26 protein-coding genes are annotated in these 25,582 nt (G+C 37.4%); 14 read left to right on the top strand and 12 right to left on the bottom strand.

Features of this window, described 5'->3' with window-relative positions:
* Positions 1–95 precede the first annotated feature (95 nt).
* Positions 96–1,049 carry a LysR substrate-binding domain-containing protein gene (locus FHR28_RS10435; protein ID WP_034610295.1) on the bottom strand — a complete coding sequence of 318 codons (954 nt, stop codon included), beginning with the start codon at positions 1,047–1,049 and terminating at the stop codon, positions 96–98.
* Positions 1,050–1,394: 345 nt separating this feature from the next.
* Between FHR28_RS10435 and FHR28_RS10430 the strand changes: the two genes are divergently transcribed.
* The 3 genes from FHR28_RS10430 (at position 1,395) to FHR28_RS10420 (ending at position 5,490) form a co-directional block, all read left to right on the top strand.
* A complete protein-coding gene (locus FHR28_RS10430; RefSeq protein WP_105712739.1) occupies positions 1,395–2,618 on the top strand; it encodes an acyl-CoA dehydrogenase in 1,224 nt (407 codons plus the stop codon).
* A 248-nt stretch (positions 2,619–2,866) separates the two neighbouring features.
* Positions 2,867–4,183, top strand: coding sequence for an MFS transporter (locus tag FHR28_RS10425; RefSeq protein ID WP_056510935.1), 1,317 nt, complete (start codon positions 2,867–2,869; stop codon positions 4,181–4,183).
* A 77-nt stretch (positions 4,184–4,260) separates the two neighbouring features.
* The gene (locus FHR28_RS10420) at positions 4,261–5,490 is read left to right on the top strand and encodes a CaiB/BaiF CoA transferase family protein (RefSeq protein WP_166782536.1); all 1,230 of its coding nucleotides are present in this window, start codon (positions 4,261–4,263) and stop codon (positions 5,488–5,490) included.
* Between the two features lie 147 nt (positions 5,491–5,637).
* On the opposite strand, the gene ppk1 is transcribed toward FHR28_RS10420, so the two are convergent.
* From ppk1 to FHR28_RS10400, 4 genes are all read right to left on the bottom strand, one after another.
* Complete coding sequence (gene ppk1, locus FHR28_RS10415; protein ID WP_004720708.1) at positions 5,638–7,743, bottom strand: polyphosphate kinase 1; 2,106 nt, start codon at positions 7,741–7,743, stop codon at positions 5,638–5,640.
* Between the two features lie 206 nt (positions 7,744–7,949).
* Complete coding sequence (locus FHR28_RS10410; RefSeq protein ID WP_228722055.1) at positions 7,950–8,378, bottom strand: hypothetical protein; 429 nt, start codon at positions 8,376–8,378, stop codon at positions 7,950–7,952.
* 137 nt (positions 8,379–8,515) lie between these two features.
* Positions 8,516–9,436, bottom strand: a complete 921-nt coding sequence (gene argF, locus FHR28_RS10405; protein ID WP_004720705.1) for an ornithine carbamoyltransferase — start codon at positions 9,434–9,436, stop codon at positions 8,516–8,518.
* A 128-nt stretch (positions 9,437–9,564) separates the two neighbouring features.
* A complete protein-coding gene (locus tag FHR28_RS10400; RefSeq protein ID WP_004720703.1) occupies positions 9,565–10,218 on the bottom strand; it encodes a TetR/AcrR family transcriptional regulator in 654 nt (217 codons plus the stop codon).
* Between the two features lie 236 nt (positions 10,219–10,454).
* Between FHR28_RS10400 and prpB the strand changes: the two genes are divergently transcribed.
* Together prpB and prpC are read left to right on the top strand one after the other, a co-directional pair.
* Complete coding sequence (gene prpB / locus FHR28_RS10395) at positions 10,455–11,339, top strand: methylisocitrate lyase (RefSeq protein ID WP_105713019.1); 885 nt, start codon at positions 10,455–10,457, stop codon at positions 11,337–11,339.
* Positions 11,340–11,343: 4 nt separating this feature from the next.
* Positions 11,344–12,480 carry a bifunctional 2-methylcitrate synthase/citrate synthase gene (gene prpC / locus FHR28_RS10390; protein WP_004821331.1) on the top strand — a complete coding sequence of 379 codons (1,137 nt, stop codon included), beginning with the start codon at positions 11,344–11,346 and terminating at the stop codon, positions 12,478–12,480.
* A 56-nt stretch (positions 12,481–12,536) separates the two neighbouring features.
* Here prpC and FHR28_RS10385 read toward each other — a convergent pair whose 3' ends face one another.
* The 3 genes from FHR28_RS10385 to FHR28_RS10375 form a co-directional block, all read right to left on the bottom strand.
* Positions 12,537–13,124, bottom strand: coding sequence for a hypothetical protein (locus FHR28_RS10385; RefSeq protein WP_166782534.1), 588 nt, complete (start codon positions 13,122–13,124; stop codon positions 12,537–12,539).
* 12 nt (positions 13,125–13,136) lie between these two features.
* Entirely contained in the window at positions 13,137–13,760 is a 624-nt protein-coding gene (locus tag FHR28_RS10380; RefSeq protein WP_166782533.1) for a hypothetical protein, read from the bottom strand.
* A gap of 204 nt (positions 13,761–13,964) precedes the next feature.
* Positions 13,965–15,635 (bottom strand): FMN-binding glutamate synthase family protein, encoded by a 1,671-nt coding sequence (locus FHR28_RS10375; protein ID WP_004821337.1) that lies wholly within the window; start codon positions 15,633–15,635, stop codon positions 13,965–13,967.
* A gap of 186 nt (positions 15,636–15,821) precedes the next feature.
* Here FHR28_RS10375 and FHR28_RS10370 point away from each other — a divergent pair, with 186 nt between their 5' ends.
* Together FHR28_RS10370 and FHR28_RS10365 are read left to right on the top strand one after the other, a co-directional pair.
* Positions 15,822–16,037 carry a hypothetical protein gene (locus tag FHR28_RS10370; RefSeq protein WP_034610331.1) on the top strand — a complete coding sequence of 72 codons (216 nt, stop codon included), beginning with the start codon at positions 15,822–15,824 and terminating at the stop codon, positions 16,035–16,037.
* 99 nt (positions 16,038–16,136) lie between these two features.
* Complete coding sequence (locus tag FHR28_RS10365) at positions 16,137–16,592, top strand: DUF6896 domain-containing protein (RefSeq protein ID WP_166782532.1); 456 nt, start codon at positions 16,137–16,139, stop codon at positions 16,590–16,592.
* Positions 16,593–16,823: 231 nt separating this feature from the next.
* Here FHR28_RS10365 and FHR28_RS10360 read toward each other — a convergent pair whose 3' ends face one another.
* Positions 16,824–17,987 carry a cupin domain-containing protein gene (locus FHR28_RS10360; protein WP_166782531.1) on the bottom strand — a complete coding sequence of 388 codons (1,164 nt, stop codon included), beginning with the start codon at positions 17,985–17,987 and terminating at the stop codon, positions 16,824–16,826.
* A gap of 144 nt (positions 17,988–18,131) precedes the next feature.
* Here FHR28_RS10360 and FHR28_RS10355 point away from each other — a divergent pair, with 144 nt between their 5' ends.
* The gene (locus FHR28_RS10355; protein WP_105712730.1) at positions 18,132–18,527 is read left to right on the top strand and encodes a hypothetical protein; all 396 of its coding nucleotides are present in this window, start codon (positions 18,132–18,134) and stop codon (positions 18,525–18,527) included.
* A gap of 103 nt (positions 18,528–18,630) precedes the next feature.
* Here the strand turns inward: FHR28_RS10355 and FHR28_RS10350 are convergent, their stop codons facing one another.
* Together FHR28_RS10350 and FHR28_RS10345 are read right to left on the bottom strand one after the other, a co-directional pair.
* Positions 18,631–19,224: a Maf family protein gene (locus FHR28_RS10350; protein WP_166782799.1), complete on the bottom strand. Its 594-nt coding sequence runs from the start codon at positions 19,222–19,224 to the stop codon at positions 18,631–18,633.
* Positions 19,225–19,245: 21 nt separating this feature from the next.
* The gene (locus tag FHR28_RS10345; protein ID WP_004720680.1) at positions 19,246–19,629 is read right to left on the bottom strand and encodes a DUF2237 family protein; all 384 of its coding nucleotides are present in this window, start codon (positions 19,627–19,629) and stop codon (positions 19,246–19,248) included.
* A 139-nt stretch (positions 19,630–19,768) separates the two neighbouring features.
* On the opposite strand from FHR28_RS10345, the gene FHR28_RS10340 reads away from it, so the two are divergent.
* The 6 genes from FHR28_RS10340 to FHR28_RS10315 all read left to right on the top strand — a co-directional run bounded on the left by FHR28_RS10340 (position 19,769) and on the right by FHR28_RS10315 (position 24,989).
* The gene (locus FHR28_RS10340; protein ID WP_166782530.1) at positions 19,769–20,956 is read left to right on the top strand and encodes a phosphoglycerate kinase; all 1,188 of its coding nucleotides are present in this window, start codon (positions 19,769–19,771) and stop codon (positions 20,954–20,956) included.
* A gap of 148 nt (positions 20,957–21,104) precedes the next feature.
* A complete protein-coding gene (locus FHR28_RS10335; protein WP_004720678.1) occupies positions 21,105–21,383 on the top strand; it encodes a hypothetical protein in 279 nt (92 codons plus the stop codon).
* A gap of 128 nt (positions 21,384–21,511) precedes the next feature.
* On the top strand, positions 21,512–22,549 hold the full coding sequence (gene fba / locus FHR28_RS10330) for a class II fructose-bisphosphate aldolase (RefSeq protein ID WP_004720677.1): 1,038 nt from the start codon (positions 21,512–21,514) through the stop codon (positions 22,547–22,549).
* A 116-nt stretch (positions 22,550–22,665) separates the two neighbouring features.
* Positions 22,666–23,517, top strand: a complete 852-nt coding sequence (locus FHR28_RS10325; RefSeq protein ID WP_166782529.1) for a DMT family transporter — start codon at positions 22,666–22,668, stop codon at positions 23,515–23,517.
* 101 nt (positions 23,518–23,618) lie between these two features.
* Positions 23,619–24,227 carry a GNAT family N-acetyltransferase gene (locus tag FHR28_RS10320; protein WP_166782528.1) on the top strand — a complete coding sequence of 203 codons (609 nt, stop codon included), beginning with the start codon at positions 23,619–23,621 and terminating at the stop codon, positions 24,225–24,227.
* A gap of 150 nt (positions 24,228–24,377) precedes the next feature.
* Positions 24,378–24,989, top strand: coding sequence for a GNAT family N-acetyltransferase (locus FHR28_RS10315; protein WP_096734048.1), 612 nt, complete (start codon positions 24,378–24,380; stop codon positions 24,987–24,989).
* Positions 24,990–25,011: 22 nt separating this feature from the next.
* Here FHR28_RS10315 and FHR28_RS10310 read toward each other — a convergent pair whose 3' ends face one another.
* Positions 25,012–25,554: a CbrC family protein gene (locus FHR28_RS10310; RefSeq protein ID WP_105712724.1), complete on the bottom strand. Its 543-nt coding sequence runs from the start codon at positions 25,552–25,554 to the stop codon at positions 25,012–25,014.
* Positions 25,555–25,582 lie beyond the last annotated feature (28 nt).

The following is a 25,582-nucleotide window of genomic DNA, read 5'->3' as shown; positions in this document are numbered from 1 at the left end:
TTCATCTCCTACAAGCTGAGTTTTATCATCACAATATAGAAATTAAGCTATATTCTATAAATCTTGAATAAGCTATTGTTTAACTCGAATTCGCGTTATTTTAAAAAAGTACTTTGTGAACGCTCAACTTCAGTCAATAACCATTCAACAAATTTAGCAATGAGGGGTGTTTGCTGTTGTTCTGCATAGACAAAATAATAGGCACGTGAACCTTTTAGCTTAATTTCTGAGGCGATAATTAAATCACCTGAGCGTAGTTCTTTCTCCAGTAGTTTTTGTGGAATAAGCGCAACCCCCATATGATGTATGGCTGCCACCGCAAGCATCGAAAATAACTCATGCCGTTGTCCTTCTAATGCAAAAGGATGCTCATAACCAGAAACTTCAAACCACTCTTTCCAAATATAGGGACGTGTGGTTTGTTGGAGTAAGGGCAGCGTGGCAATCTCTTCCGCCGTTAAGCTTCGACGTAAATCTCCGGAAGGCCCTCTTAGCTCTGGAAAATGCTTAAAAATTAACTCAGCAGAACACACAGGAACAACATCTTCATTCATTAAATAGTGGACTTTTGCACCTGGCCAATTTTCAATTTGCGCAGGTGTACCTGTATATATTGCTGCATCAAAAATATGCTCACTGAATAAAAAGGGTTTGGTACTGGTCTCTAAATGAATGGTGATTTCAGGGTATATTTCATTGAACTTATACAGTCGGGGTAAAAGCCAGCGTGTTGCAAATGTCGGTACAACCCCTAATTTTAGCGTACCGCCTAAACCTTTATGGCTCATTAAATCGAGTGTGCTTTGCTCAATACCCAATAAATGAGCTTTGATGTTTTTATAATAATGTTCACCAGCTTGTGTTAATTCAACGCCATGCCGTGTTCTGTTAAATAGATTGAGTCCTAAAAAATCTTCGAGTTGTTGTACTTGGCGAGATATCGCACTTTGAGTAAGATGTAGCTCTTGAGCTGCAAAGGTATAGCTTAGATGCTTGGCAGCCGCTTCAAAACATATCAATGATTGTAATGAGGGAATCATTCTACGCATATTCATTCCTTGAATATCAAAGTTTAATTAAGACTAAATTTAATCTATTCATATCTTGCAAAAAGAGCTTAAATCAAAGCAGATGTTTGCAATGAATCTTTCATCAAGTTACTTGGTTTAACCTCAAATAAAAATTTATAAGAGGACGTAAAGATGATAAAAATTTGTTAAAAAGCCTCGTTTAACACCAACATAATTGAACAGTAGTCATTGAGCGAGCCATGTTATAAAAACATAAGATATGCGCAAATGGAATATCTGAGTGAGAATTAATCGTTTGAAAGTATGAATTTTCACACCTAACATCACTACTAAGACAACAAGATATGTTCAGCAAAGGATGCTATGAATCAAATGGTTAATTCTACAAAAACGGCACGCGTTCAATTTAACTGGCAAGATCCATTTTTATTGGAACAGCAACTCAGTTCTGAAGAACGCATGATTCGTGATGCTGCTTATGCCTATTCACAAGACAAACTGATGCCAAGAGTTTTGGAACAATTCCGCCATGAAAAAACAGATGCTTCTATTTTTCGTGAAATGGGTGAGTTAGGTTTGCTGGGACCGACAATCCCTGAAGAATACGGTGGTGCAGGTCTAAACTATGTCAGTTACGGTCTTATTGCCCGTGAAATTGAACGCGTAGATTCGGGTTATCGTTCAATGGCAAGTGTACAAAGCTCATTGGTGATGGTACCTATCAATGAATTTGGTTCTGAAGAGCAAAAACAAAAGTACTTACCTAAATTAGCTACTGGCGAGTTTATTGGATGTTTCGGTTTAACAGAACCTGATCATGGTTCAGATCCAGGCAGTATGATCACCCGTGCCAAAAAGGTCGAAGGTGGTTATCGTCTGACTGGCGCAAAAATGTGGATTACCAATAGTCCAATCGCTGATGTATTTGTGGTCTGGGCCAAAGAAGTTTCTGCTGAAGGCAATGTCGGTGAAATTCGTGGCTTTGTCCTAGAAAAAGGTTGGGAAGGACTTTCTGCGCCTGCGATTCATGGCAAAGTCGGTTTGCGTGCCTCCATTACCGGTGAAATTGTGATGGACAATGTTTTTGTTCCTGAAGAAAATGCATTTCCCGAAATTCGTGGTTTGCGTGGACCATTTACTTGTTTAAATAGTGCACGTTACGGTATTGCATGGGGGGCGATGGGGGCGGCAGAGTTTTGCTGGCACACCGCACATCAATATACGATGGATCGTAAACAATTTGGACGCCCACTGGCTGCGAATCAATTGGTGCAAAAGAAACTTGCAGATATGCAAACTGAAATTGCTTTAGGACTGCAGATCGCATTACGTTTTGGTCGTATGAAAGATGAAGGTATTGCTTCTGTTGAAGGCACTTCACTGATTAAACGCAACAATTGTGGTAAAGCCTTAGATATTGCGCGTGTTGCTCGAGACATGATGGGTGGCAATGGTATCAGTGATGAATTCGGTGTCGCTCGCCATTTGGTCAATCTGGAAGTAGTCAACACCTATGAAGGTACCCATGATGTACATGCCTTAATTCTCGGGCGTGCACAAACTGGTATTGCTGCCTTTAGTAACTAAAAATCAACTGCTTTAAAACAGGGATGCTTAAATCTAGCATCCCTTGTAGGATTTTTTGCCTTAAATTTCATCAAAACTAAGGTAAAAATAAATCAATGATAAAAGGATTCATCGTGAAAAATATCTGATTATTCTTTTAACTCTCATACTTAACTCTAGATTGATGCAATAAAAATAACAAAGAAATAAGTAGAGAGAAAGATAAAAAGTGACCGATGACTCATTTGGGAAAATGAGGTAGAGGAAAAATGAACAATGATGTTCGATCAGTTACAACTTCAACAAAATTATCCATGCCATCCAATATTGGAACATTTGAAAAAATAGGCCCAAATACTTGGAAATGGGCACTTTTATTCGCCTATTTCGCTATGGTCGTCGATGGCGTAGATATCATGTTGTTGTCCTATAGCTTAACCAGTTTAAAGGGTGAGTTTGCATTATCTACATTTCAGGCTGGCGCCTTAGGCAGTGCCTCTCTGGCAGGTATGGGGATTGGTGGGATTCTAGGTGGATGGGCATGTGATAAGTTTGGCCGCGTACGTACCATTGCCAATTCTGTATCGTTTTTCTCAGTTGCAACATGTTTGTTAGGCTTTACCCAAAGTTTTGAACAATTTATGGCATTACGATTTATTGGTGCACTAGGGATTGGGGCGCTTTATATGGCATGCAATACCCTTATGGCTGAATATGTTCCTACAACGTATAGAACTACGGTATTGGGTACATTACAAACCGGGCAAACCGTTGGATATATTGTTGCTACATTATTAGCTGGTGCGATTATTCCTGATCATGGTTGGAGAGTCTTGTTTTTTATCACGGTTATTCCAGCATTTATCAATATTTTCTTGCAACGCTTTGTACCTGAACCAAAGTCTTGGCAGCTCAACAAAATCAATCAGCTTCAAGGCAAGAAACCAGTTGAAGCCACAGTTCCCGAGAAAGCAAAAAGTGGCAGTATTTATAAACAAATTTTTGCCAACTTTAAGCACCGTAAAATGTTTTTATTGTGGATGACTACAGCCTTCTTCTTACAATTTGGTTACTACGGAATCAACAATTGGATGCCAAGTTATCTAGAAACAGAAGTGCATATGAACTTTAAAAACATGACCAGTTATATGGTAGGTTCATATACAGCGATGATTTTAGGCAAGATCTTAGCGGGATATTTGGCAGATAAATTTAATCGTCGTGCAGTATTTGTGTTCGGTACCATAGCCAGCGCTGTCTTCTTACCTGTAATTATTATCTTTAATACACCAGACAATATTTTGTACTTATTGATCACTTTTGGTTTCTTATATGGCATCCCTTATGGTGTAAATGCGACCTATATGGCGGAATCATTTTCTACCGATGTCCGAGGTACAGCAATTGGTGGTGCATATAACATTGGGCGAGTAGGCGCTGCAATTGCCCCAGCAACCATTGGTTTCCTTGCTTCGGGAGGTACATTTATGACGGCATTTATCGTGATGGGCGCAGCTTATTTTGTTGCAGGAGTATTACCTGGCTTATTTATCAAAGATCGTCAATATGATCCCCAACAACAATAGTCAACGCTTGTTTAGACTGATTCAGTAAATCGTAAAATTGAGGAGTATTCGCTTACTCCTGACATAGAGGTAAACATATGGGTGCATTACAAGGAATTCGAGTTTTAGATCTGAGTCGAGTACTGGCAGGTCCGTGGTGTGGACAAGTTCTTGCAGATCTAGGCGCCGAAGTGATTAAGATTGAACGCCCTAAAGTTGGTGATGATACCCGTATGTGGGGCCCGCCGTGGATGCTTGATCAACAGGGTAAAGCGACGCGAGAATCTGGATATTACCAATCTGCGAATCGCAATAAATCCTCAGTGGCAATTGATATGGCAACGCAGGATGGGCAGCGATTATTACAACACATGGTGAAAACCGCAGATATTGTGATTGAAAACTTTAAAGCAGGTTCATTGAAAAAATATGGATTGGATTATGAAACACTCAAGCATATTAATCCAAAATTGATCTATTGTTCTATCACTGGTTTTGGTCAAGATGGGCCGCGTGCAGAAGAACCGGGTTATGACTTTATTATTCAAGGTATGTCTGGCTTGATGAGTATTACTGGTGAAAAAGAAGGTGAGTTAGGGGCAAGTTCACAAAAAGTTGGTGTGGCAGTGGTTGATATTCAGACTGGGCTATATGCAACAATTGCGATTCAGGCCGCACTGATTTCTCGTCAGCAAACAGGTGTTGGACAATATATTGATATGTCTTTGTTAGATGTACAGGTTGCTGGACTCGCCAACCAAGGTATGAACTATTTAAGTTCAGGTATCGCACCTCAACGAATGGGTAATCATCATCCCAATATTGTGCCTTATCAGACTTTTAAAGCGCAAGATAAGGAGTTTATTCTGGCCTGTGGCAATGATAAACAATTTAAAGATTTATGTATTGCGATTGGAAAACCTGAATTGTTAGATCAATCAAACTATCTCCGTAATCAAGATCGGGTGAAATATCGTCAAGAATTGGTTGCTTTGTTGTCTGAATATTTTTTATCAAATACCGCGAAGCATTGGGTCGATGCAATTCATGCAGTGAAAGTACCTGTTGGCGTGATTAATTCTGTTGCAGATGCTTTAGATGAACCCCAAATTCAATATCGTAAAATGGTGGTCAATATTCCACATACAGATAATCCTGATTTTAATGTGATTGGTTCACCGATTAAAATGACAGGAACACCTGTTGAATATCGTAATGCACCGCCACGCTTAGGAGAACATACCAAAGCGATTTTAGAAGAATTTTGTTCAGATGATGAATTGTTACAGTTAAAGCAACAAGGGGTTATTGAGGGTATTGGCTTATAGTTGGCTAATTTTAAAAATATTGAAATCAACGCATAGGATCAATCAAAGTTATGCCTTAATTGGGGTGTTTCAATGCCGCATTAATCATCCAAACCCTCCTTTCAAAAAAAAGGGGGGTGAGTCATTGAAAATAACAATATGAAAGAATTACGCTGTAGTGGGAATAATCCGTTGTTGCATCAACACCTGTTGGGCAATATAAGGTTTCTCATCATCTTTGGGTTGAACTGCATGCCATTGATCATTGGCATCGAGTTCCCAAGCACGAATATTGTCCTTTAAATAACTGAGCAGCCCATATTCAATAATCTGTTTTTTAAGCTTTTTATCTTCAATCGGAAAGCAGGTTTCGACCCGAGAAAATAAGTTTCGACCCATCCAGTCAGCACTTGCGCAGTATAAGTCCTCATTGGCATCATTATAAAAATAATAAACACGAGTATGTTCTAGGAAGCGCCCGACAATAGAACGAACTTTAATATTTTCAGAAAGCCCTTCAATTTGTGGTCTTAAACAACAGATTGAACGGATAATCAGCTCTATTTTAACCCCAGCTTGAGATGCTTTATACAAAGCTGTAATCAGCTTAGGTTCAGTCAATGCATTGACTTTAATGATGATACGGGCTTTTTTACCCGCTTTTGCATGTGCTGTTTCTTGCTCAATCAAATGTAACAGCTGGGAGTGTAAGGTGAAGGGGGCATGAAAGAGTTTTTTTAGCTTTAACAATTTACCCATACCTGTCAGCTCTTGGAAGATTTTATGTACATCTTCACAAATTTCATCATTTGTGGTGAGTAAACCATAGTCGGTATACATCCGTGCATTTCCAGCATGGTAGTTGCCTGTGCCAAGGTGTACATAACGTTTGAGTTTATCGACTTCACGTCGCACAACTAAAATCATTTTGGCATGCGTTTTATAACCGACAATACCATACACCACAACTGCGCCAGCTTCTTGTAGAAGATTTGCGACGATAATATTTGACTCTTCATCAAAGCGCGCACGTAATTCGATAATCGCTGTAACTTCTTTCCCATTGCGAGCAGCTTCTGCCAGCACTTGTACAATTTCTGAGTCTGGGCCACTACGATATAAGGTTTGTTTAATTGCTAAAACATTGGGGTCTTTTGCCGCTTCTTTGAGTAGATTGATAACGGGCTGGAAAGAATCAAATGGATGATGTAATAGCAAATCTTGCTTGCTTAATATTTCAAATATTTTATTTGAATTTCTTAAGGCTTTGGGAATAACGGCTTGATAAGGCTTAAACCTTAATTCTGGAATATCAAAATCAGTAATCAGACGTGTTAAATTGACAGGACCATTCACTTGATAAAGATGCTGTGGATCTAAATCAAATTGTTCTAATAAATAATTATTAATTGAATTTGGGCAATTATCTGCGATTTCTAAACGAACTGCACGACCAAAACGACGTGAAGATAATTCATCTTTCAATGCGACTGCCAAATCATCGACATCTTCTGCCAAAGTTAAGTCAGCATTACGGGTAACACGGAATTGATAGCATCCTGTTGCTGTCATGCCGGGGAATAAATCACTGATATGCTGTTGGATAATCGCTGACAATAAAATGTAATGTTCTGCGCCGTCTGTAAGCTCGTTCGGTAAGCGTACAACACGCGGTAAGGAACGAGGTGCGGGTACAATGGCCAATTCAATCTGACGACCAAAAGCATCTTTTCCTTCTAAGGTGACAATAAAGTTTAAACTTTTATTGACCAAGCGTGGGAAAGGATGAGCAGGATCTAAGCTAATTGGTGTTACAACAGGTTGTACTTGTTTAAAAAAGTAATTTTTAATCCATTCCGCGTGTTTTTCTAAAATGTCATTATATTGGATAAATTTGACGCCATAGTTTTCTAACTCAGGCAATAATACATGGTTTAAGGTGTCGTATTGCTCTTGAATCGCAAGATGTGCGTTATGTGAAATTTGCTCAAGAATAACTTCGTTTGGAATACCATCTGGCGCTGTGGTAATGGTTTTGAAGTCCAGTTGTTTCATTAATCCAGCGACACGAATTTCAAAAAACTCATCTAAATTACGTGAAAAAATAATGAGAAAATTCAATCGTTCAAGCAGAGGATGAGTTTCATCTTTTGCTTGGGCTAACACACGTTTATGAAATTCCAGTAAGGAAATTTCACGATTAATATAGCTGCTAGAGCTATGTTGAAATTCAGGCGTGGTTAAACTTTTTGAAGCGGGCATGATCTGCGTCATTTGAAACTGTCTTAACGACCTTGAAGGGCATAGTAAGTATTCTACATGACAAAATTGTTACAGATAGCTAAAATGTTAAAAATTGTCTTAATCTTAAACGATTAAAAAATATTAATTTTTTAATCGTTAGATCGACTTGAAAAAAACCGAATCTGCTTAGACAAAATGTGAACTGATACAATGCACCAAGACAATATTATTACAAATTAAAATTTGCATTGCTCATTTTTGAGTTTTAGCTCATATGCTTTCTGTTCAGACATCAGTTTTATTTTTACATAATAATGATTTTGACGTTGGAATTCATTTTCAAAAAGTAAATGACAATTTTCAAGCATACCTTCCATTAAAAGTTGCTGAGTTTTTTCTTTACCCATGCTATTTGAAAACTGATTAAAATCTTTAGATGTAATTAAACCTTGCAAATCAACATGATCATGATACATATGAATTTTCTCAATCACTGTGTTTTGGTCGACTTGTACAGGCAGCACGCGAGAGTCTTCTTCACTTAACGCAGTTAAAACATCATCTAAATTTTGTTGATCTATAATTTTATAATCCTGTCCAATCAAATTCTTTTGAATCAAATAATCATCTAATTCAGTTGCATAACTACTTTGAGAAATGAGCATGTACATTGACATTGCGAATAAAGGAATTATTTTAAATTTCATTTGAATTATACACATATTAAAAATATGGATTTTATTATACTGAAACAAAAAATAAGCACCAGTGTTGGTACTTATTTATCTTAAAACAAAACAAATTAGTCTTTGTTTAAATTTTCATTGATTAAAAATTCAACCAAGGCTTTTTGTGCATGTAGGCGGTTTTCTGCTTCATCCCAAACCACAGCGTTTTTGTGATCCAGCATATTTTCAGAAACTTCTTCACCGCGATGTGCAGGTAGACAATGCATAAATAGACAATCTGGATGCGCTAAATCCATTAATTTTTCATTCACTTGATACGCAGCAAACGCTTTTTCACGAATTTTTTGTTCTTCTTCTTGGCCCATACTTGCCCAAACATCCGTCACGATTAGATCTGCATTGACCGCTGCATCTTCTGCTGATTCAAAAAGTTCTACGCAATGAGCAAATTCTGAAAGAAATTCAGGTTTTGGTTCATAACCTTTCGGTGATGCGATTTTTAACTTAAAGCCCCACATATGCGCAGCTTCAATATATGAATTACACATATTGTTGCCATCGCCAATCCAAGCCACAGTTTTGCCATTGATCGAACCACGATGTTCAACAAATGTTTGTACATCCGCAAGTAGCTGGCAAGGGTGGTGGTCGTCAGTTAATGCATTGATAACCGGGACTGTTGAATATTCAGCAAAACGTTCAACAATATCATGACCAAATGTACGAATCATCACGATATCAAGCATGCTCGATATCACACGTGCAGAATCTTCAATTGGCTCACCACGACCCAATTGAGTGTCGCGTGATGAAAGGAAAATTGCACTGCCTCCAAATTGGCTCATACCAGCTTCGAAAGATACACGAGTACGGGTACTCGACTTTTCAAAAATCATCCCCATGACTTTTCCAACAAAGGGTTGAAATACTTCGTTGTTGTGTTGTTTTCGCTTTAACTCTTGAGCACGTTCAATGATACGGTTAAGTTCAGCAGTGGATAAATCACGTAAAGTAAGAAAATGTCGTAGAGCCATGGTTACTCCACAATAATTGTTTAGTCAAAACCAATAGGGAAATTGACCAACAATTCATTGTTGGTGGTTGATGAAAGTAAAAAGGAGAATCAGCTAATATACTATATGAATATGAAAACGCAAAAAAATTAGACCTTTTGATGGCCCTCTAAGAAGCGATCTACACAATAACTTACGCAATTGAATATTTCTTGATCAGATTCTTTGATTTCAATCCCCATTAAAATTCGCCATTCCAAATTTCTAAGAATTCCAAAATAAAATTGTGCTGAAAATAAAGGATTTGCACAGGTTAATATTTGATTTTCTACACAACGTTCCAAGGCACATGCAATAGAGTGTTGTACTTGCTTTGGTCCTTTTTCATGAATATAGACGGCCAATTGTGGGTCTTTTTGTGAACGTTCTAAGACCAAACGTATAAAAGCAATATTTTCAGGAATGATCATATGCTTATAAAAGTTAATCAAGGTATTGATCAAATATGCTCTGAGCTCATTCAACGCGGGGTTAAATGGAATGCAGATATCTTTAAAGAATAAATCACGACGATAGTCACAGATCGCTGTAAATAGACCTTCTTTACTACCAAAATATTTGTAAATCGAGGCTTTTGATCCGCCTGCATGATTCACGATGTCATCTAAAGATACCGCATCATAACCGTGCTCTAAAAAAAGATCGTTTGCACTAATCAGTAATGCCAAGCGACGTTCATGCCCACGTTTAGTTTGTGGAAAATCACATCCTGTAGCTTCAACTTGTGCTAAATCTTCGTTCATAAATTACTGAGGAAAAATGGGTTGTCACTATTATATCAAAGATGTCAATAAATTTCTTAGCAAACGTGCTATTGGAAAAAATGATTAAAAAAAGTGCATAAAAATGAAAAAATGAATCAAAATTCATTTTTCTTTGACTAAAGTTTTAGAGTAATATACCTAAATGGTCATATGCGAAATATAAATTATGGCTATACTCAAAACTCAATAAACAAGTGACCACTGTGGAAGGGAATATGACACAACAGACGTCTGCAGGCTTAAGATTTAGACAAGCTCTAGAAGTGGAAAAACCATTACAAATCATTGGTACAGTCAACGCTTATGCAGCGATGATGGCGAAACAGGTGGGTTATAAAGCCATCTATCTTTCAGGTGCTGGTGTGGCAAACTATTCTTATGGTTTACCTGATTTAGGGATGACCAGCTTAGACAACGTATTGGAAGATGTTCGTCGTATTACAGAACGTGTAGATACACCATTACTTGTTGATATCGATACAGGTTGGGGTGGTGCATTTAATATTGCACGTACAATTAAACAAATGATTAGTGCGGGTGCGGCAGCTGTCCATATTGAGGATCAAGTTGCACAAAAACGTTGTGGTCATCGTCCAAATAAAGAAATTGTTTCTCAACAAGAAATGGTTGATCGCATTAAAGCAGCAGTTGATGCAAAAACAGATTCGAACTTTGTTGTGATGGCACGTACAGATGCATTGCAAAAAGAAGGTTTGCAAGCCGTGATTGATCGTGCTTGTGCATGTGTCGAGGCAGGTGCAGATGCGATCTTTGCTGAAGCAATGACGGACATTACCATGTATAAAACAGTCTGTGATGCAGTAGGTGTTCCTGTTCTTGCAAATATTACAGAGTTTGGTGATACACCTTATTACACCACCCAAGAACTAGGTGAACAGGGTATCAGCATGGTGTTGTATCCATTGTCGGCAACACGTGCAATGCAAAAGGCTGCCCTCGAAGTTTTCCGTTCAATTCGTGAAAATGGTACACAAGTTAATGTACTGGATAGCATGCAACAACGAAAAGAACTTTACGAATTCCTTGATTATCACACTTTCGAAAACACTCTAGATAAACTGTTCACCCAGGAGAAATAATAAAATGGCTGAAGGAAAAGTACTTACAGGCGCAGGATTGCGTGGTCAAGTTGCAGGCAAAACAGCACTTTCTACAGTAGGTAAGAGTGGCGCAGGCTTAACTTATCGTGGTTATGATGTGCAAGACCTTGCAGAAAATTGCCAATTTGAAGAAGTTGCATACCTTATTTTCTTTGGTGAATTGCCTACAGCAGAACAGTTGGCGACATATAAAGCCAAATTAAAATCACTTCGCCAGTTACCGCAAGCTTTAAAAGAAGTGTTGGAACGTATTCCTGCTGATTCACATCCAATGGATGTGATGCGTACAGGGGTTTCAATGTTAGGAAATTTGGAAACTGAAAAATCATTTGATCAACAGCAAGATGTGGCAGATCGTATTCTTGCAACTTTGCCAGCGATCATTTGTTATTGGTACCGTTTTAGTCATGATGGTGTACGTATTGAAGAAAATACCGATGACGATTCAATTGGTGCACAATTCTTGCATTTACTGCGTGGTGAAAAGCCAAATGAATTACATGAACAAGTGATGAATGTTTCATTAATTCTTTATGCTGAGCATGAGTTTAACGCGTCAACATTTACTGCACGTGTATGTGCTTCAACATTGTCTGATATGCACTCGTGTATTACTGGTGCAATTGGTTCACTGCGTGGACCTTTGCATGGCGGCGCAAATGAAGCTGCGATGGAAATGATTGAAAACTGGACGTCACCAGAACAAGCTGAACGTGAAATGCTGGGTAAACTTGAACGTAAAGAAAAGATCATGGGCTTTGGTCATGCGATCTATAAAGACAATGACCCGCGTAATGGCATCATTAAAATTTGGGCTGAGCGTTTAGCAAAAGATGTTGGTGATACAGTGCTTTACCCAGTATCAGTACGTTGTGAAGAAGTGATGTGGCGTGAGAAGAAGTTGTTCTGTAATGCGGATTTCTTCCATGCATCTGCATATCATTTCATGGATATTGCAACAAAATTATTCACACCAATCTTTGTGATGTCTCGTGTTACTGGTTGGGCAGCGCATGTAATGGAACAACGTGCTGACAATCGTATTATTCGTCCAAGCGCGGATTATACTGGTCCAGAACTCCGCAAAGTTGTACCAATCACTGAGCGCTCTGCGGCGTAATGAATTGATCAAGATTGATAAAAGCAGTAAAAATAAAGCCTCTTAAGAGGCTTTATTTATTTAGGAAGCTGACCTGTAGGAAATAAAACAACAGCTTCTTCACGGCTATATCCTTCATCAAAAGGTAAGCTGAGTGATTCAAAAGTAATTAGCACCCCTTTGTTTTTTGGCAGTTCAAAAGCCTGTTTAAGTTTAATTTCTGGACTGTAACTGGTTAAATTCTGTTGAAGACTTTGATATTGCGGACTGGATATTGTAAATATCGAGCCATAAATTGTTTTAAATGAGTCAGAGCTTTCAGTATCAGATGGTCTTTGTTCGAGTAGATTAACGTTAAAGTCTTGAAGCACGATCTTTTTAAGCGGTTTAAGCTGAGTCTTTATGCTTGAAAGTTTTTGCTGAAAGGTTTGTTGATCTGTAATACCTGTAAAATTTTCATCGTATTTGAGCAGATCATAGCGTTTTTCACTCAGTGAATAGCGATAAACTCTTGGAATGTCATAGCTTGCTGAATTTTCAAGAATTAAAACCGCTTTTTTATCTGAATCATAGCCGAGGACTTCAAGTGAAATATTGCTATAACTTTTTGCAAAAGCGAGAGCGCTAAAACTGAATAAGAGCGTTGATGTGATTATTTTTAACACGATTTATCCTCATTATTGTATTGGTAAGAGCAAAACAGCATCTTCAACATCATAGCCTGTTTCTTCTGGAATGCCGAAATATTTAACCACAATCAGCAGCTTATTCTGATTTGGCACGACATAGTTCTGAGTGATTTTTATTGTTTTAGCATACTGTATAGCTTGTTGGTTTTTGCTTTTTAAAGAAGCTGTTGTAACTTTGTATATGGTTTTATATTGAGGAATCTTTTGGGATTGATCATGCCAAGCAGGGACGTAATGAGTTTGACTTTGCACCACTTGAATTTTTGCTGTATTGGCATTTCCTATAAGTAACGGTGTTAAACGCTTTTTAATTTTATTTAGGTCTTTTTCAAACTGGATAGCATCTTGATCATAGTCAATTTGATGCGTTTTGGGATTAATATATAACGATTGTACTTCAATCAACTTGTCAGGTGTTTTACTGTTGAGCTGATAATAGTATAACTGTGGCAAGCGCCCACGCTCATCTTCATAGTGTCGTAACAGATAAAGTTTTTGTTGTTTTGCTTCATAACCCAATACTTCTATTGTTTGTCCACCACCGACAGTTGCATAACAATGTAATGACGTTGTAAGGATAGTGGTGGTGGTTATGTGTTTTAGAAATTTCATCCGCAAATATTCTTGATGTGTTTTAAGCTATCTTGCTTAAATATTGTTTAGATTAAAATGGCGTTTGAGTAAAAATAAACTCCAATATAAATTTAAATAAAAAACAGAAGAATAAAAATTCACAAGATTAGGTTTCTTTATAAATGCTAGATATAAAAAAGGAGATCATATTGATCTCCTTAATGAAATTTCGCTTGCGAATAATTAAAAATGTTCAGCAGTTGCTAAGTTCCACATTCTAAAATAGAAGTTTTCTTCATCTTTATTTTCACAACTGAGCAATTCGCCGTCTTTCATCCAAAAGTGCAATTGAGCATAGTTTTTGATTTCACGGTCATTAATTCGTTGTGCCAAATGATGTGCTTTAATCTCAGCAGGATGTTGTAAACCAGCTGCGGCAATCATTTCCGCAAGCGCTTTTAAGGTGTTTTTTTGGAAACTAAACACACGGTCTGCTTTAGATGGTACATCAAGTGCTTTTTGACGTTCTTTGTTCTGCGTTGCAACGCCAACAGGACATTGGTTGGTATGACAACTTTGTGCTTGGATACAACCCACCGCAAACATAAAGCCACGTGCAGAATTGACCCAGTCGGCACCCATAGCCATAGTACTGGCGATATCAAATGCACTGATAATTTTACCACTTGCGCCAATCTTGATTTGAGAACGTAAACCTGCGCCAATTAAGGTATTGTTTACAAAAAGCAGGCCTTCACGTAAAGGTGTACCCATATGATCAATCAGTTCAATAGGGGCAGCACCTGTACCGCCCTCTGAACCATCAACTACAATAAAATCTGGAGTGATTTTGGTCAGCAGCATGGCTTTTACAATGCTCATAAATTGCCAAGGTTGCCCGATACACAATTTAAAACCAACCGGTTTACCGTTGGATAGCTCACGTAATTGCTGAATAAAATGCATCATTTCAATAGGGTTGCTAAAAGCAGAATGTGTTGCTGGAGAAATACAATCCACGTCCATAGAAACCCCGCGTATTTCGGCAATTTCTTTGGTGATTTTATCTTTAGGAAGAATACCGCCGTGCCCTGGTTTTGCCCCTTGGGATAGTTTGATTTCGATCATTTTGATCTGAGGCAAAGCCGCTTGTTGCTTAAATTTTTCAGGATCAAACTTACCATCTAAAGTACGGCAACCAAAATAGCCACTGGCAATTTCCCAAACAATATCACCACCCGGTTCAAGGTGATAAGGACTTAAGCTCCCTTCACCTGTGTCATGATAAAAGTTGCCTTTTTTTGCACCAGTATTTAAAGCAAGAATGGCATTTGCACTCAAACTACCAAAACTCATTGCTGAGATATTCATGATCGAAGCGCTATAAGGTTGTGAGCACTGATCATTACCAATACTAATTCTAAATGTATTAAAATCAGCAGGTGTTTTGGGTGTCATCGAATGGGTTAAAAAACGATAGTCATCTTGATAGACATCAATAATTGAACCAAAAGGCTTATCTGCATTTTCATTTTTAGCACGTTGGTAAACTAAGCTTCTTTGTGCACGTGAAAAAGGTAATGCATCATCATCAGATTCAATGAAATATTGACGAATTTCAGGACGGATATCTTCAAAGAAAAATCGGAAATGTCCCATTAAAGGATAATTTCTTAAAATAGAATGTTGTGTTTGGATGATATCGGCAAAGCCAATTGCGGCCAGTATGGATGAAATAATCCAAGCTAAATTCAGTACAGTATCTGAAAAAAAGTAATAAATATAATGACCTTCGTTAAAGAAAATAATCCAAGTCAAATATAAAGATACAAATATACAAAGGAACCAAACGGAATAACGGGAGAAAAAAGTATTGAGAAGTTGATGTCGAATTGCTTGAGCAGGACTTGCCATGAAGTAAATATCTCATTCTTTATATAGCGCTAAATTGCCCAAATTGATGAAAAAGCTCAAGTAATGATTTGTTAGACTTGAGAATGGTTCTAGATTAATAATTGAATGATTTATTTTCTAAACAATTTGAGTTAATTTAACTGAAATATTTATTCAATATGCGATGAAAACAAAAAGGAATCGAAAATGTTTGAAGAGTTTCTGACAAAATTGTTAAACCCAAGTATCAGTTTTTTAGCCATTTATGTTTCTGTAATCGTTGTTATTGCTTATATCGGGCTATTCTTCCAGTTTTTTAAAATTAAAAATCTAAAACAGGAAAATGAGACATTAAAGCATCAGTTAAGTTCTCAAGCTCACTCAAATATCAGTTTGAGCAAGGATGAAGGAATTATTTCTTAAAATTATGCTGAAAATAAATTGATAGAAATAAAGCCTGAATTTTCAGGCTTTATTTGATAAGTTTTAATTATTTAGCTTTGAAATTTTGACAGTAATTATATGATCAACCTTACTTCTGATGTAGAACAGGAATTATTAACAGCAATGGACAACTATAAAGCCATTGCTGAAGTGCTTATTGATAAATTAATTACAGAAACAGACCAACCTGAAAAAGAAAAAATTAATGCAGGACACTATTACGAAATACAAGATGCTGATTTTTTAAATGAACAAAAAACGCTATCGGAAGATTGGTCTTTTTTTGTGCATGGAGAGCATTGTATGTTTGAGAATTTAATAACAGGGCAAATTCTTGAAGTTTCGCTTGGAAACAAAGAAAGTATTGGTAATCTTGACCCATATTTCTTTTATAATTTTCTCAAGACAACAATTGAATTCAATCACTTAACAAAATACTTCGTTAATCCCTTTAGTAGTACTTTAGATTTTTTTGAAAAACTTGAACGACAAAAAATATTGACAATAGATTTCGGAGTTTATCGAAAACTATGAGAAAAAATAGTCTGATAAAAGGACAATAAAGTCACAGCAAAGTCTTTATCTCTAGTGGGATGAAGTGTTTAATTTTACTTTGGTTAAGTCCTCAAACTCACTCAAATATCAGCTTAAGCAAGGATGAGCGAGTTATTTCTTAAAGTTATGCTGAAAGTAAATTGATAGAAATAAAGCCTGAATTTTCAAGCTTTATTTAAGCGTTACATTGTTAGAGTTAGATTGCAAATTTTATTCGTCAGTTGGAACAAGCATCAAGATAGATTCATTCAACAATCCAGCAATGTCTTCTAATATTTCATCATCAGACAATTCATGATTGAGTTTGACACTTTGTCCATCTGCAATCTGCTTTAAATGGGGTGCAAATTGTTCAGAAATACAGATCGATTCACCATTTGCCCAGAATAATAATTCATGATTCTGTTGAAGATAAATTAATCGAGAGGCTGGCTCAATTTGTAGTAAATAGCCTTGGTCAAGAACTTCTTCTAAATCTCCAGTGCCAATCGCTTCAGCATCTGGAATATTTTCAGGGTACTTTGCTTCAGCCATTAGACTCATAATGGCATCTTCTAACACTTTAGAATTGTTTAATTTTGCCAATAATTCAGTTTTTAAATAATCGAGTTCAGCTTGTGTTACTTGCCCAATCGGGTTTTGTTTATTCCGTAAGATGTCGATAAGCGGATTACGTAGTTGTTGGTCTTCGACAAATTTATCGCTGACACGATCCATCATGTCTGCAATATTCGGCATACGGAAACCAAAAGAGTAGGTTAGGCAATCGTCTTCCGCTACACCATAATGTGACAATCCTGGTGGGACATAAAGTAAATCACCTGGCGCTAAAACTTCATCAAAATTGATCTCCATTTCTGGAAGTAGCTTTAACGGCTGCCCTTCAACAAATTCAGATTCAGCATCACACATTTGTCCAAGTTGCCAACGACGGTGTCCATAACCTTGTACAAGAAATACATCATAAAAGTCAAAATGCTGACCTACAGAACCACCTTTAGCAGCATAAGAGACCATAATGTCATCACGACGCCACTGTGGAATAAAAGGAAATTTCTTCCAAAGCTCTGCTAAATCAAATGAATAATGATCTACAGCTTGAATCAATAAGGTCCAAAGTTTTGGCATTTTTTGAAAATCACCTTTGATGAGCGGTGATGATTTTACTGACCATTGATTTGGATCTTTGTCTTTTTGCTTAATCAGGCGTGCTGTGATGTTTTCATCCAGAGCAAGCTCCATGACGTCATCTGGAACAAGGATATTGGCAATTTCAGGTAAAGCATTACGAACCAATAAAGGTTTTTTTTGCCAGTATTCTGAGAGGAATTGTTCAGCAGTAATTCCGCCAAGAACATCTAAAGGTAGGGACATGAAAATAGCCTAAGCAAATTTGAATCTATAATGTGGCTATTGTCTTATGAGATGACAGGTGGTGCAAGTATTTGTAAATTTATTCAAAATATATTTATATAAAAACAGCCATGCTTTTTGAAAATTAAAGGAGTTATAAAAGTCATGATTTTAAAAAAAATATCTCATAATATATTCGAGATTTGCCTAGATTTAAAAGAAAGCATTTTTAATTGGATTGAGGGATATGGATTTGTTCCTATTTCGTATTATTCTGACCCAAAAAAAGAAATTGCAAACAAAACACTTTCAGTATTGCGTTCGTATCGACAATTGATTATCAAAGGCAAAAATATGTCTATTCCAACTTGGGTGGTGAATGAAGCGCAAGTGAATGATTTTAGTGAGGCGCAATTAAATCAAATTTGGTTAGAGTATTTAAACAAGATGATTCTTGCTTTTGATTTGGTCTTGATGGGGGACTGCCAAACAGAATCTAAGGCTAAGATTAAAGAAGGGCTTATGTTATTTGCAACGCATTATCAGGATTTATGGGATTAACTCAAAAAGTCTTCATCCTTTTTTAATGCATGAGCAAATAACACAAAGTCCATGTAATTATGAAAATTTATAATAAGATCGAGCTTATTATACAATGTGGAAATTAAGGTAGCAGGATTCCCAACTTCCTTAAAATTCCACATAACTGAATCATTGGCATACCCATCAAAGTGGTTTGGTCTGGCCCAATCATTTGCTCAAATAAACTAATACCAAGACTTTCACACTTAAAGCTACCCGCACAATGCAGAGGTTGATCAATTTCGATATAACGCTCAATTTCAGCCAAAGTTAAGTCACGAAATTTCACATGATAATGCTCAACCAAGGTTTGTTCAAAACCAGAAGCCAAATGTTGCACACTTAAGGCAGTACTAAAAAAGACATTTTTGCCTGAATTGGCTTGTAGCTGTTGAATGGCTTTTTCTACAGATAGAGGTTTACCAATAAAATCTTGTGGTGCATGTTCACGCCAAGCCACCTGATCTGACCCAATCACAATTGCATTTGGATGTTCTTGAGCAATGATTCGGGCTTTTTCAAAAGCCAAGCGTTTAGCCAAATCATCGGCATGAGACTCACCCTGTGGTGATTCATCGATTTCAGGAGAGATACAATGATAGTCTAAACGCAAACGATTCATTAAATCTTTACGGGTTTGGCTCGATGAAGCCAAAATAATTTCAGGGTGATTCATCTTTGAATAATTCATGCCTAGTTATACTGCATATTCCATCAAGAGATCTAAGGGAACATACGCCAAAACAGCTTGATGACAGGCTTGTAGTTTTACACGAGGTGCCATGTCATTTTGATAGGCCTCAACCCAACGCGTCACACATAAACACCAAAAATCACCAGGTTGTAGTCCCGGAAAGCCGTGTTCTGGCAGCGGTGTAATTAGGTCATTTCCCACTTTTTGTGAAAAATTTAAAAATTCTGAAGTCATTTCAGCGCATACAGTGTGCTGACCGAGGTCGGTTGTTGCTGTATGGCAGAAACCATTACGAAAATAACCTGTGATTGGAGAAAAACAACAACTTGCTAAAGGTTCACCTAAGACATTTAAACCATTGATTTTAGGATCGGGATGAAAAGACATAAGCGTATAGAATTTAAAAGTTCGCCCTATAATAATCAAATCTCAACTTTTCTACAGCTTTTCTACAAAAGTATCTAACCTTTTTTTGTGTAATCATTTAGAATCTACGCGATTTTTAATATCTATAAGAGAGCTATACATGAATTTTCAGCGTATGACTGACCTCGATTTAGCAGGCAAGCGTGTACTTATTCGTGAAGACTTAAACGTACCTGTTAAAAATGGTGTGATTACAAGTGATGCACGTTTACGTGCTGCATTACCGACAATTAAATTGGCACTTGAGAAAGGTGCTGCGGTCATGGTGTATTCTCATCTTGGTCGTCCCGTTGAAGGTGAGCCAAAAGCGGAACAATCATTAGTTCCTGTAGCTGCTTATTTAACTGAGGCGCTTGGTCAAGACGTTAAATTATTTACAGATTATTTAGATGGTGTTGAAGTTGCAGCAGGGCAAGTGGTATTACTTGAAAACTGTCGTTTCAATGTGGGTGAAAAGAAAAATAATGCTGAACTTTCAGCAAAATATGCAGCGCTTTGTGATGTATTTGTGATGGATGCATTTGGTACAGCGCATCGTGCAGAAGCATCAACTGAAGGTGTAGCACGCTTAGCAAAAGTTGCAGCAGCTGGCCCTTTGCTTGCAGCTGAATTAGATGCTTTAGGTCGTGCGTTGCAAACACCTGAAAAACCAATGGTTGCAATTGTTGCTGGTTCTAAAGTTTCTACTAAACTTGATGTTTTAACTTCGCTTTCTGATATTTGTGATCAATTGATTGTTGGTGGTGGTATTGCCAATACATTCTTAGCCGCAGCTGGCTTCAATGTCGGTAAATCATTGTGTGAACATGATTTGATTGACACAGCGAAAGCGATTGCGGCAAAAGTATCTGTTCCACTTCCAACCGATGTTGTTGTGGCAGATGCATCTGCAATCGACTTTGCAGATTTCTTAGGTTCATTGGCAAATGCTAAAGCAACAGTAAAAAAAGTTGAAGATGTAGCAGACAATGACATGATTTTGGATGTCGGTCCTGAAACTGCGAAAGCTTTTGCTGAAATCTTAAAAACGTCTAAAACGATCCTTTGGAATGGTCCAGTTGGCGTGTTTGAAGTGGATCAATTTGGCGAAGGTACAAAAACACTTTCTTTGGCAATTGCAGAATCTGAAGGATTCTCTATTGCTGGTGGTGGTGATACTTTGGCAGCAATTGATAAATACCAAGTTGCAGACAAAATTGGTTATATTTCAACTGGTGGTGGTGCATTCCTTGAATTTGTTGAAGGCAAAACACTTCCAGCTGTAGCGGTATTGCTTGAACGTGCTTAATTGAAAAATTATTTTAATTATGACGTTTATATGAAAGGCTGACCTCGTGTCAGCCTTTTTTATCTGAGAGATTCATTGTAAAGTAATAAAAATGAAATATAACTGCAATAAACTAGATCAAATCCAATCACCAACACTGGGAAATGTGATGAAATTTAAATTTACACTTGCAGCACTTCTTATTGCTCCTTTGGCATTTACTGCATGTTCTAAACAAGAAAAAGCACCAGCCTCAGAACAAACATCTTCTTCTGAAGCTGCTTCAGCAGAATCAGCAAACACATCTGCAGAACAACAAGCTGTGATTGATGCGCTTGATCAGCCTGTTTTGGATGAAAAAAATACAGATGTTCCAGCTGAAAAAGCAAATGCTCCAGCGGATGCGGCTACACCAGCGACTGAAGAAGAAGCACCTAAAGCTCAATAATCTTTCTAAATGTTGTTATTTGTTAAAAGTCCTCGCAAACGCGGGGATTTTTTATGAAATAGTCAATATTGTTGCTGAATTGAAATAAAGCAACATGTAGAATATGGGGCATTACTTGGGAGGATATTATGGCTCTTATCTCATTGCGCCAACTCTTGGATCATGCCGGTGAACATAGTTACGGCGTTCCAGCGTTTAATGTGAACAACTTAGAACAAATGCGCGCAATTATGTTAGCCGCTGACGCAACAAATTCACCTGTAATTGTGCAAGCTTCTGCTGGTGCACGAAAATATGCAGGTGCTCCATTTTTACGTCATTTAATTTTAGCTGCAATTGAAGAATGGCCACATATTCCAGTGGTAATGCATCAAGATCATGGTACAAGCCCAGATGTTTGTCAACGTTCGATCCAGCTTGGATTTTCATCTGTAATGATGGATGGTTCTTTAGGTGCAGACGGTAAAACACCAACGTCTTATGAATATAACGTTGATGTAACACGTCGTACTGTTGAAATGGCACATGCATGTGGTGTTTCTGTAGAAGGCGAAATTGGCTGTTTGGGTAGCCTTGAAACAGGTTTGGCTGGTGAAGAAGATGGTGTTGGTGCAGAAGGTGTACTTGATCATTCTCAACTTCTCACTTCTGTTGAAGAAGCTCGTCAATTCGTTGCAGATACCAATGTTGATGCTTTAGCAATTGCAGTTGGTACTTCTCATGGTGCGTACAAGTTTACTCGTCCACCTACAGGCGATATCTTGGCAATTGACCGTATTAAAGAAATTCATGCGGCACTTCCAAATACTCATCTTGTTATGCATGGTTCAAGCTCGGTACCACAAGAATGGTTAGCGATTATTAACCAATATGGTGGTGACATCAAAGAAACTTATGGTGTTCCAGTTGAACAGTTGGTTGAAGCAATCAAGCATGGTGTACGTAAAATCAACATCGATACAGATTTACGTTTAGCATCTACAGGTGCAATGCGCCGTATGATGGCTGAAAAACCAAGTGAATTTGACCCACGTAAATTCTTCGGTGAAACTGTTGAAGCAATGAAACAAATCTGTGTCGATCGTTATACAGCATTTGGTACTGCGGGTAATGCAGATAAGATTCGCCCAATTTCTTTAGAAAAAATGGTTGATCGTTATAAATAATCTTTGATGGTTGTTGATTACCTAAAAGCCCACTCATGCTAGTGGGCTTTTTCTTGAATCATAGCGACTCGGTTCCGCATAAATTTTGCAATGATTGGTGAGATAAGAAGTAAATTATGGAACTCATATTTTCAGCAGCACTTTGTAGTGTGTTGGTTTCAATGCTTTTAAAATGGACCAAACAAAAAGGTTTTGATGCATTGCAAATGATTGCTTGGAATTATGCAATCGCCAGTGTATTGAGCTATATCTGGTTTAAGCCTGATTTGGCCCATATTTCAATTTCAAATACACCATGGTGGTTGATTTTTGGTTTAGGTGTTGTATTACCCAGTATTTTTTTATGTCTAGCTAAATCATTAAATAGTGCAGGAATTTTAAAAACTGAAATTGCACAACGATTATCTGTGGTTTTATCATTATTGGCTGCATATTTTTTATTCCAAGAACAATTTAACCAATTAAAAATGCTTGGTATCGGTTTGGGTATCGTGGCAGTTTTATGTATTGTACTTTCCCAGTCGAGTCCATCAAATTCATCCCTCAATCAGAAAGGGATCCTTTATTTACTCAGTGTTTGGGTAGGTTATGCTTTGGTTGATGTTTTATTGAAATATACAACCAGCCTGGGCTTACAGTTTCCAGTTACATTAACCTTGATGTTTATCTGTTCATTCCTATTATCTGTCGCTTATTTACTGATTCGAAAAACTCAGTGGAAGCCGCAGAACTGTGTTGCTGGTTTGGCCTTGGGGATTTTAAATTTTGCCAATATTACTTTATATGTCAAAGCGCATATTTTATTAAAAGATTCTCCAGCCATCGTTTTTGCAGGGATGAATATCCTTGTGGTGTTATTTGGGGTCATTGCAGGGCTGTTAATTTTTAAAGAAAAGCTTAAAGTGATTACCGCTCTAGGACTGGTTTTAGGTTTGGCTGGAGTGGTATGTTTAGCCTTGGCAATATAATGACTTAACAGCAAGAAAGCTTCGCTGTTAATACGATTGATGCTGATCACTTTACAATGAAATCAAACGGTAACTTTATAGATTAAACTGGTGGATATGAGATGGATGCATTTGAACAATTATTTATTCATTTAGATTTACAACTAAATAATATTCGCTTAGTACCACTGTCTTTTGAACACGAGCAAGGACTCGCTGAAGCGTGTCGTGATGGTGAATTGTGGAATCTACGAATTACCTCTACACCACATTACACAGAAGTTAAAAATTATATTGAAAAAGCATTAATACAAAAAGCACAAGGCAGCCGTTATCCCTTTGTTGTCATAGAGCAAAGCTCAGGGAAAGTCTTGGGAACGACCAGTTATCACGATATTTTATTAAACGTAAAACGTTTTGAAATCGGCTATACATGGTATGCACAATCGGCACAGCGAACCCATGTCAATACAAGCTGCAAACTATTGTTATTAGGATTTGCTTTTGAACAACTTCAAGCCAATATCGTGGCGTTGCGGACTGATCAATTTAATTTTAAAAGCCAAAAAGCCATTGAACGTTTAGGTGCTAAAAAAGATGGCATTATTCGGGGTGATCAAATGCGTAAAGATGGTACGATTCGAGATACGGTGTTGTACAGTATTTCGCAAGGTGAGTGGAACAATGTAAAAGCACATTTACAAGACATGTTGGCACATTATAAAAAATAACTATTTTGTTGAATTATATTCGATTCAAGGGCATGCAAATGCCTTTGAAATCATTTGAAAGATCGTCATGGTGATTTCATATTTTGATCATAAAACTTTCAAAAACATAGCGGACAATGGAGGAGCATTCTTTACATTGGTGTAATTGCTATGAATCAAGATATCTTTTCAACGCTTTATACATCATTACAAACCCATCAAGTGCAGCTTTTACCACTACAAATAGAACATGAGAATGCTTTAGTTGAGGTATGTAAAGATGGCCGCTTGTGGGAATTGGAATATACATCGGTTCCACATTATTCTCAGATCAAGGCTTATATTGCCAAGGCACTTGAACAAAAATCTTTGGGAATACGCGTACCTTTTGTTGTTTTAAATCAGCGGAATGGTCGTATTGTAGGAACCACCAGTTTTCGCGATTTTATTTGGGAGGTGCGCCGTGTTGAGATTGGCTATACATGGTATGCACAATCAGCACAACGCAGTCATATTAATACCAGTTGTAAGTTGTTGTTGCTTGAGTACGCATTTGAAAAACTACAAGCTAACTCGGTTGTATTAAGGACGGATATTCGCAATATTAAAAGTCAAAGTGCGATTGAGCGTCTAGGTGCGCATTATGATGGTGTGCTACGTCAAGATGCACTACGAAAAGATGGAACTGTTCGCGATACTGTTATATACAGCATAATCAAAGATGAATGGCAGGGCATTAAACAGCATTTAAGCCAGTTACTTAGCCAAAGCTATAAGGTTTAACTTATAAAGTTTGATTATGTATTTAACTACAATCTATATGTAAGCGATGTTGTTGGCAATGAATGCATTGAAACAGATAGCCTGTTAAATCACCGTCGATACTGAGGTGATCTTGGATAAGCTCTACTGGATAACCATTTTCTTCAATATCGGCTTTAACCTCATCCCAAATTGGTTTAAGCATTTCACTATCCGCATAAGCGATAAACTGACATGGTTCATTGCAATGCACCAGCCAAACTTCTTGTTGCCAACTATGATAACTTGGCGTTTTTAAGCAGATTTCATCTAAAAACTCAGGGTTGATTTTTTCGGATGGAACATTTGGGTTTGAAGAAATACCTTCAATGCCACAATAGTCATTGTATTCTCCATCGTATTTTTGCGCTGCTGCACCATTGGCAATACACCACGGACAGATATAATCGGGTTCATCTATGCTATAGAAAGAACATACGTACTTTAAGTCGCGTTGTTGATTGCAAATTGAACAAATACCATCTTCTTTTTCAAACAGATCAAGTTTGTATGCATTGGGATGATATTTAAACTGAGGGTAATTCATATTTTTGATTCTTCTAGGCAAAGATTTT

The organism is Acinetobacter sp. BIGb0196 (assembly GCF_011759595.1).
Lineage (GTDB): Bacteria > Pseudomonadota > Gammaproteobacteria > Pseudomonadales > Moraxellaceae > Acinetobacter > Acinetobacter guillouiae.
This window is presented reverse-complemented; position numbering and strand designations above follow the sequence as displayed.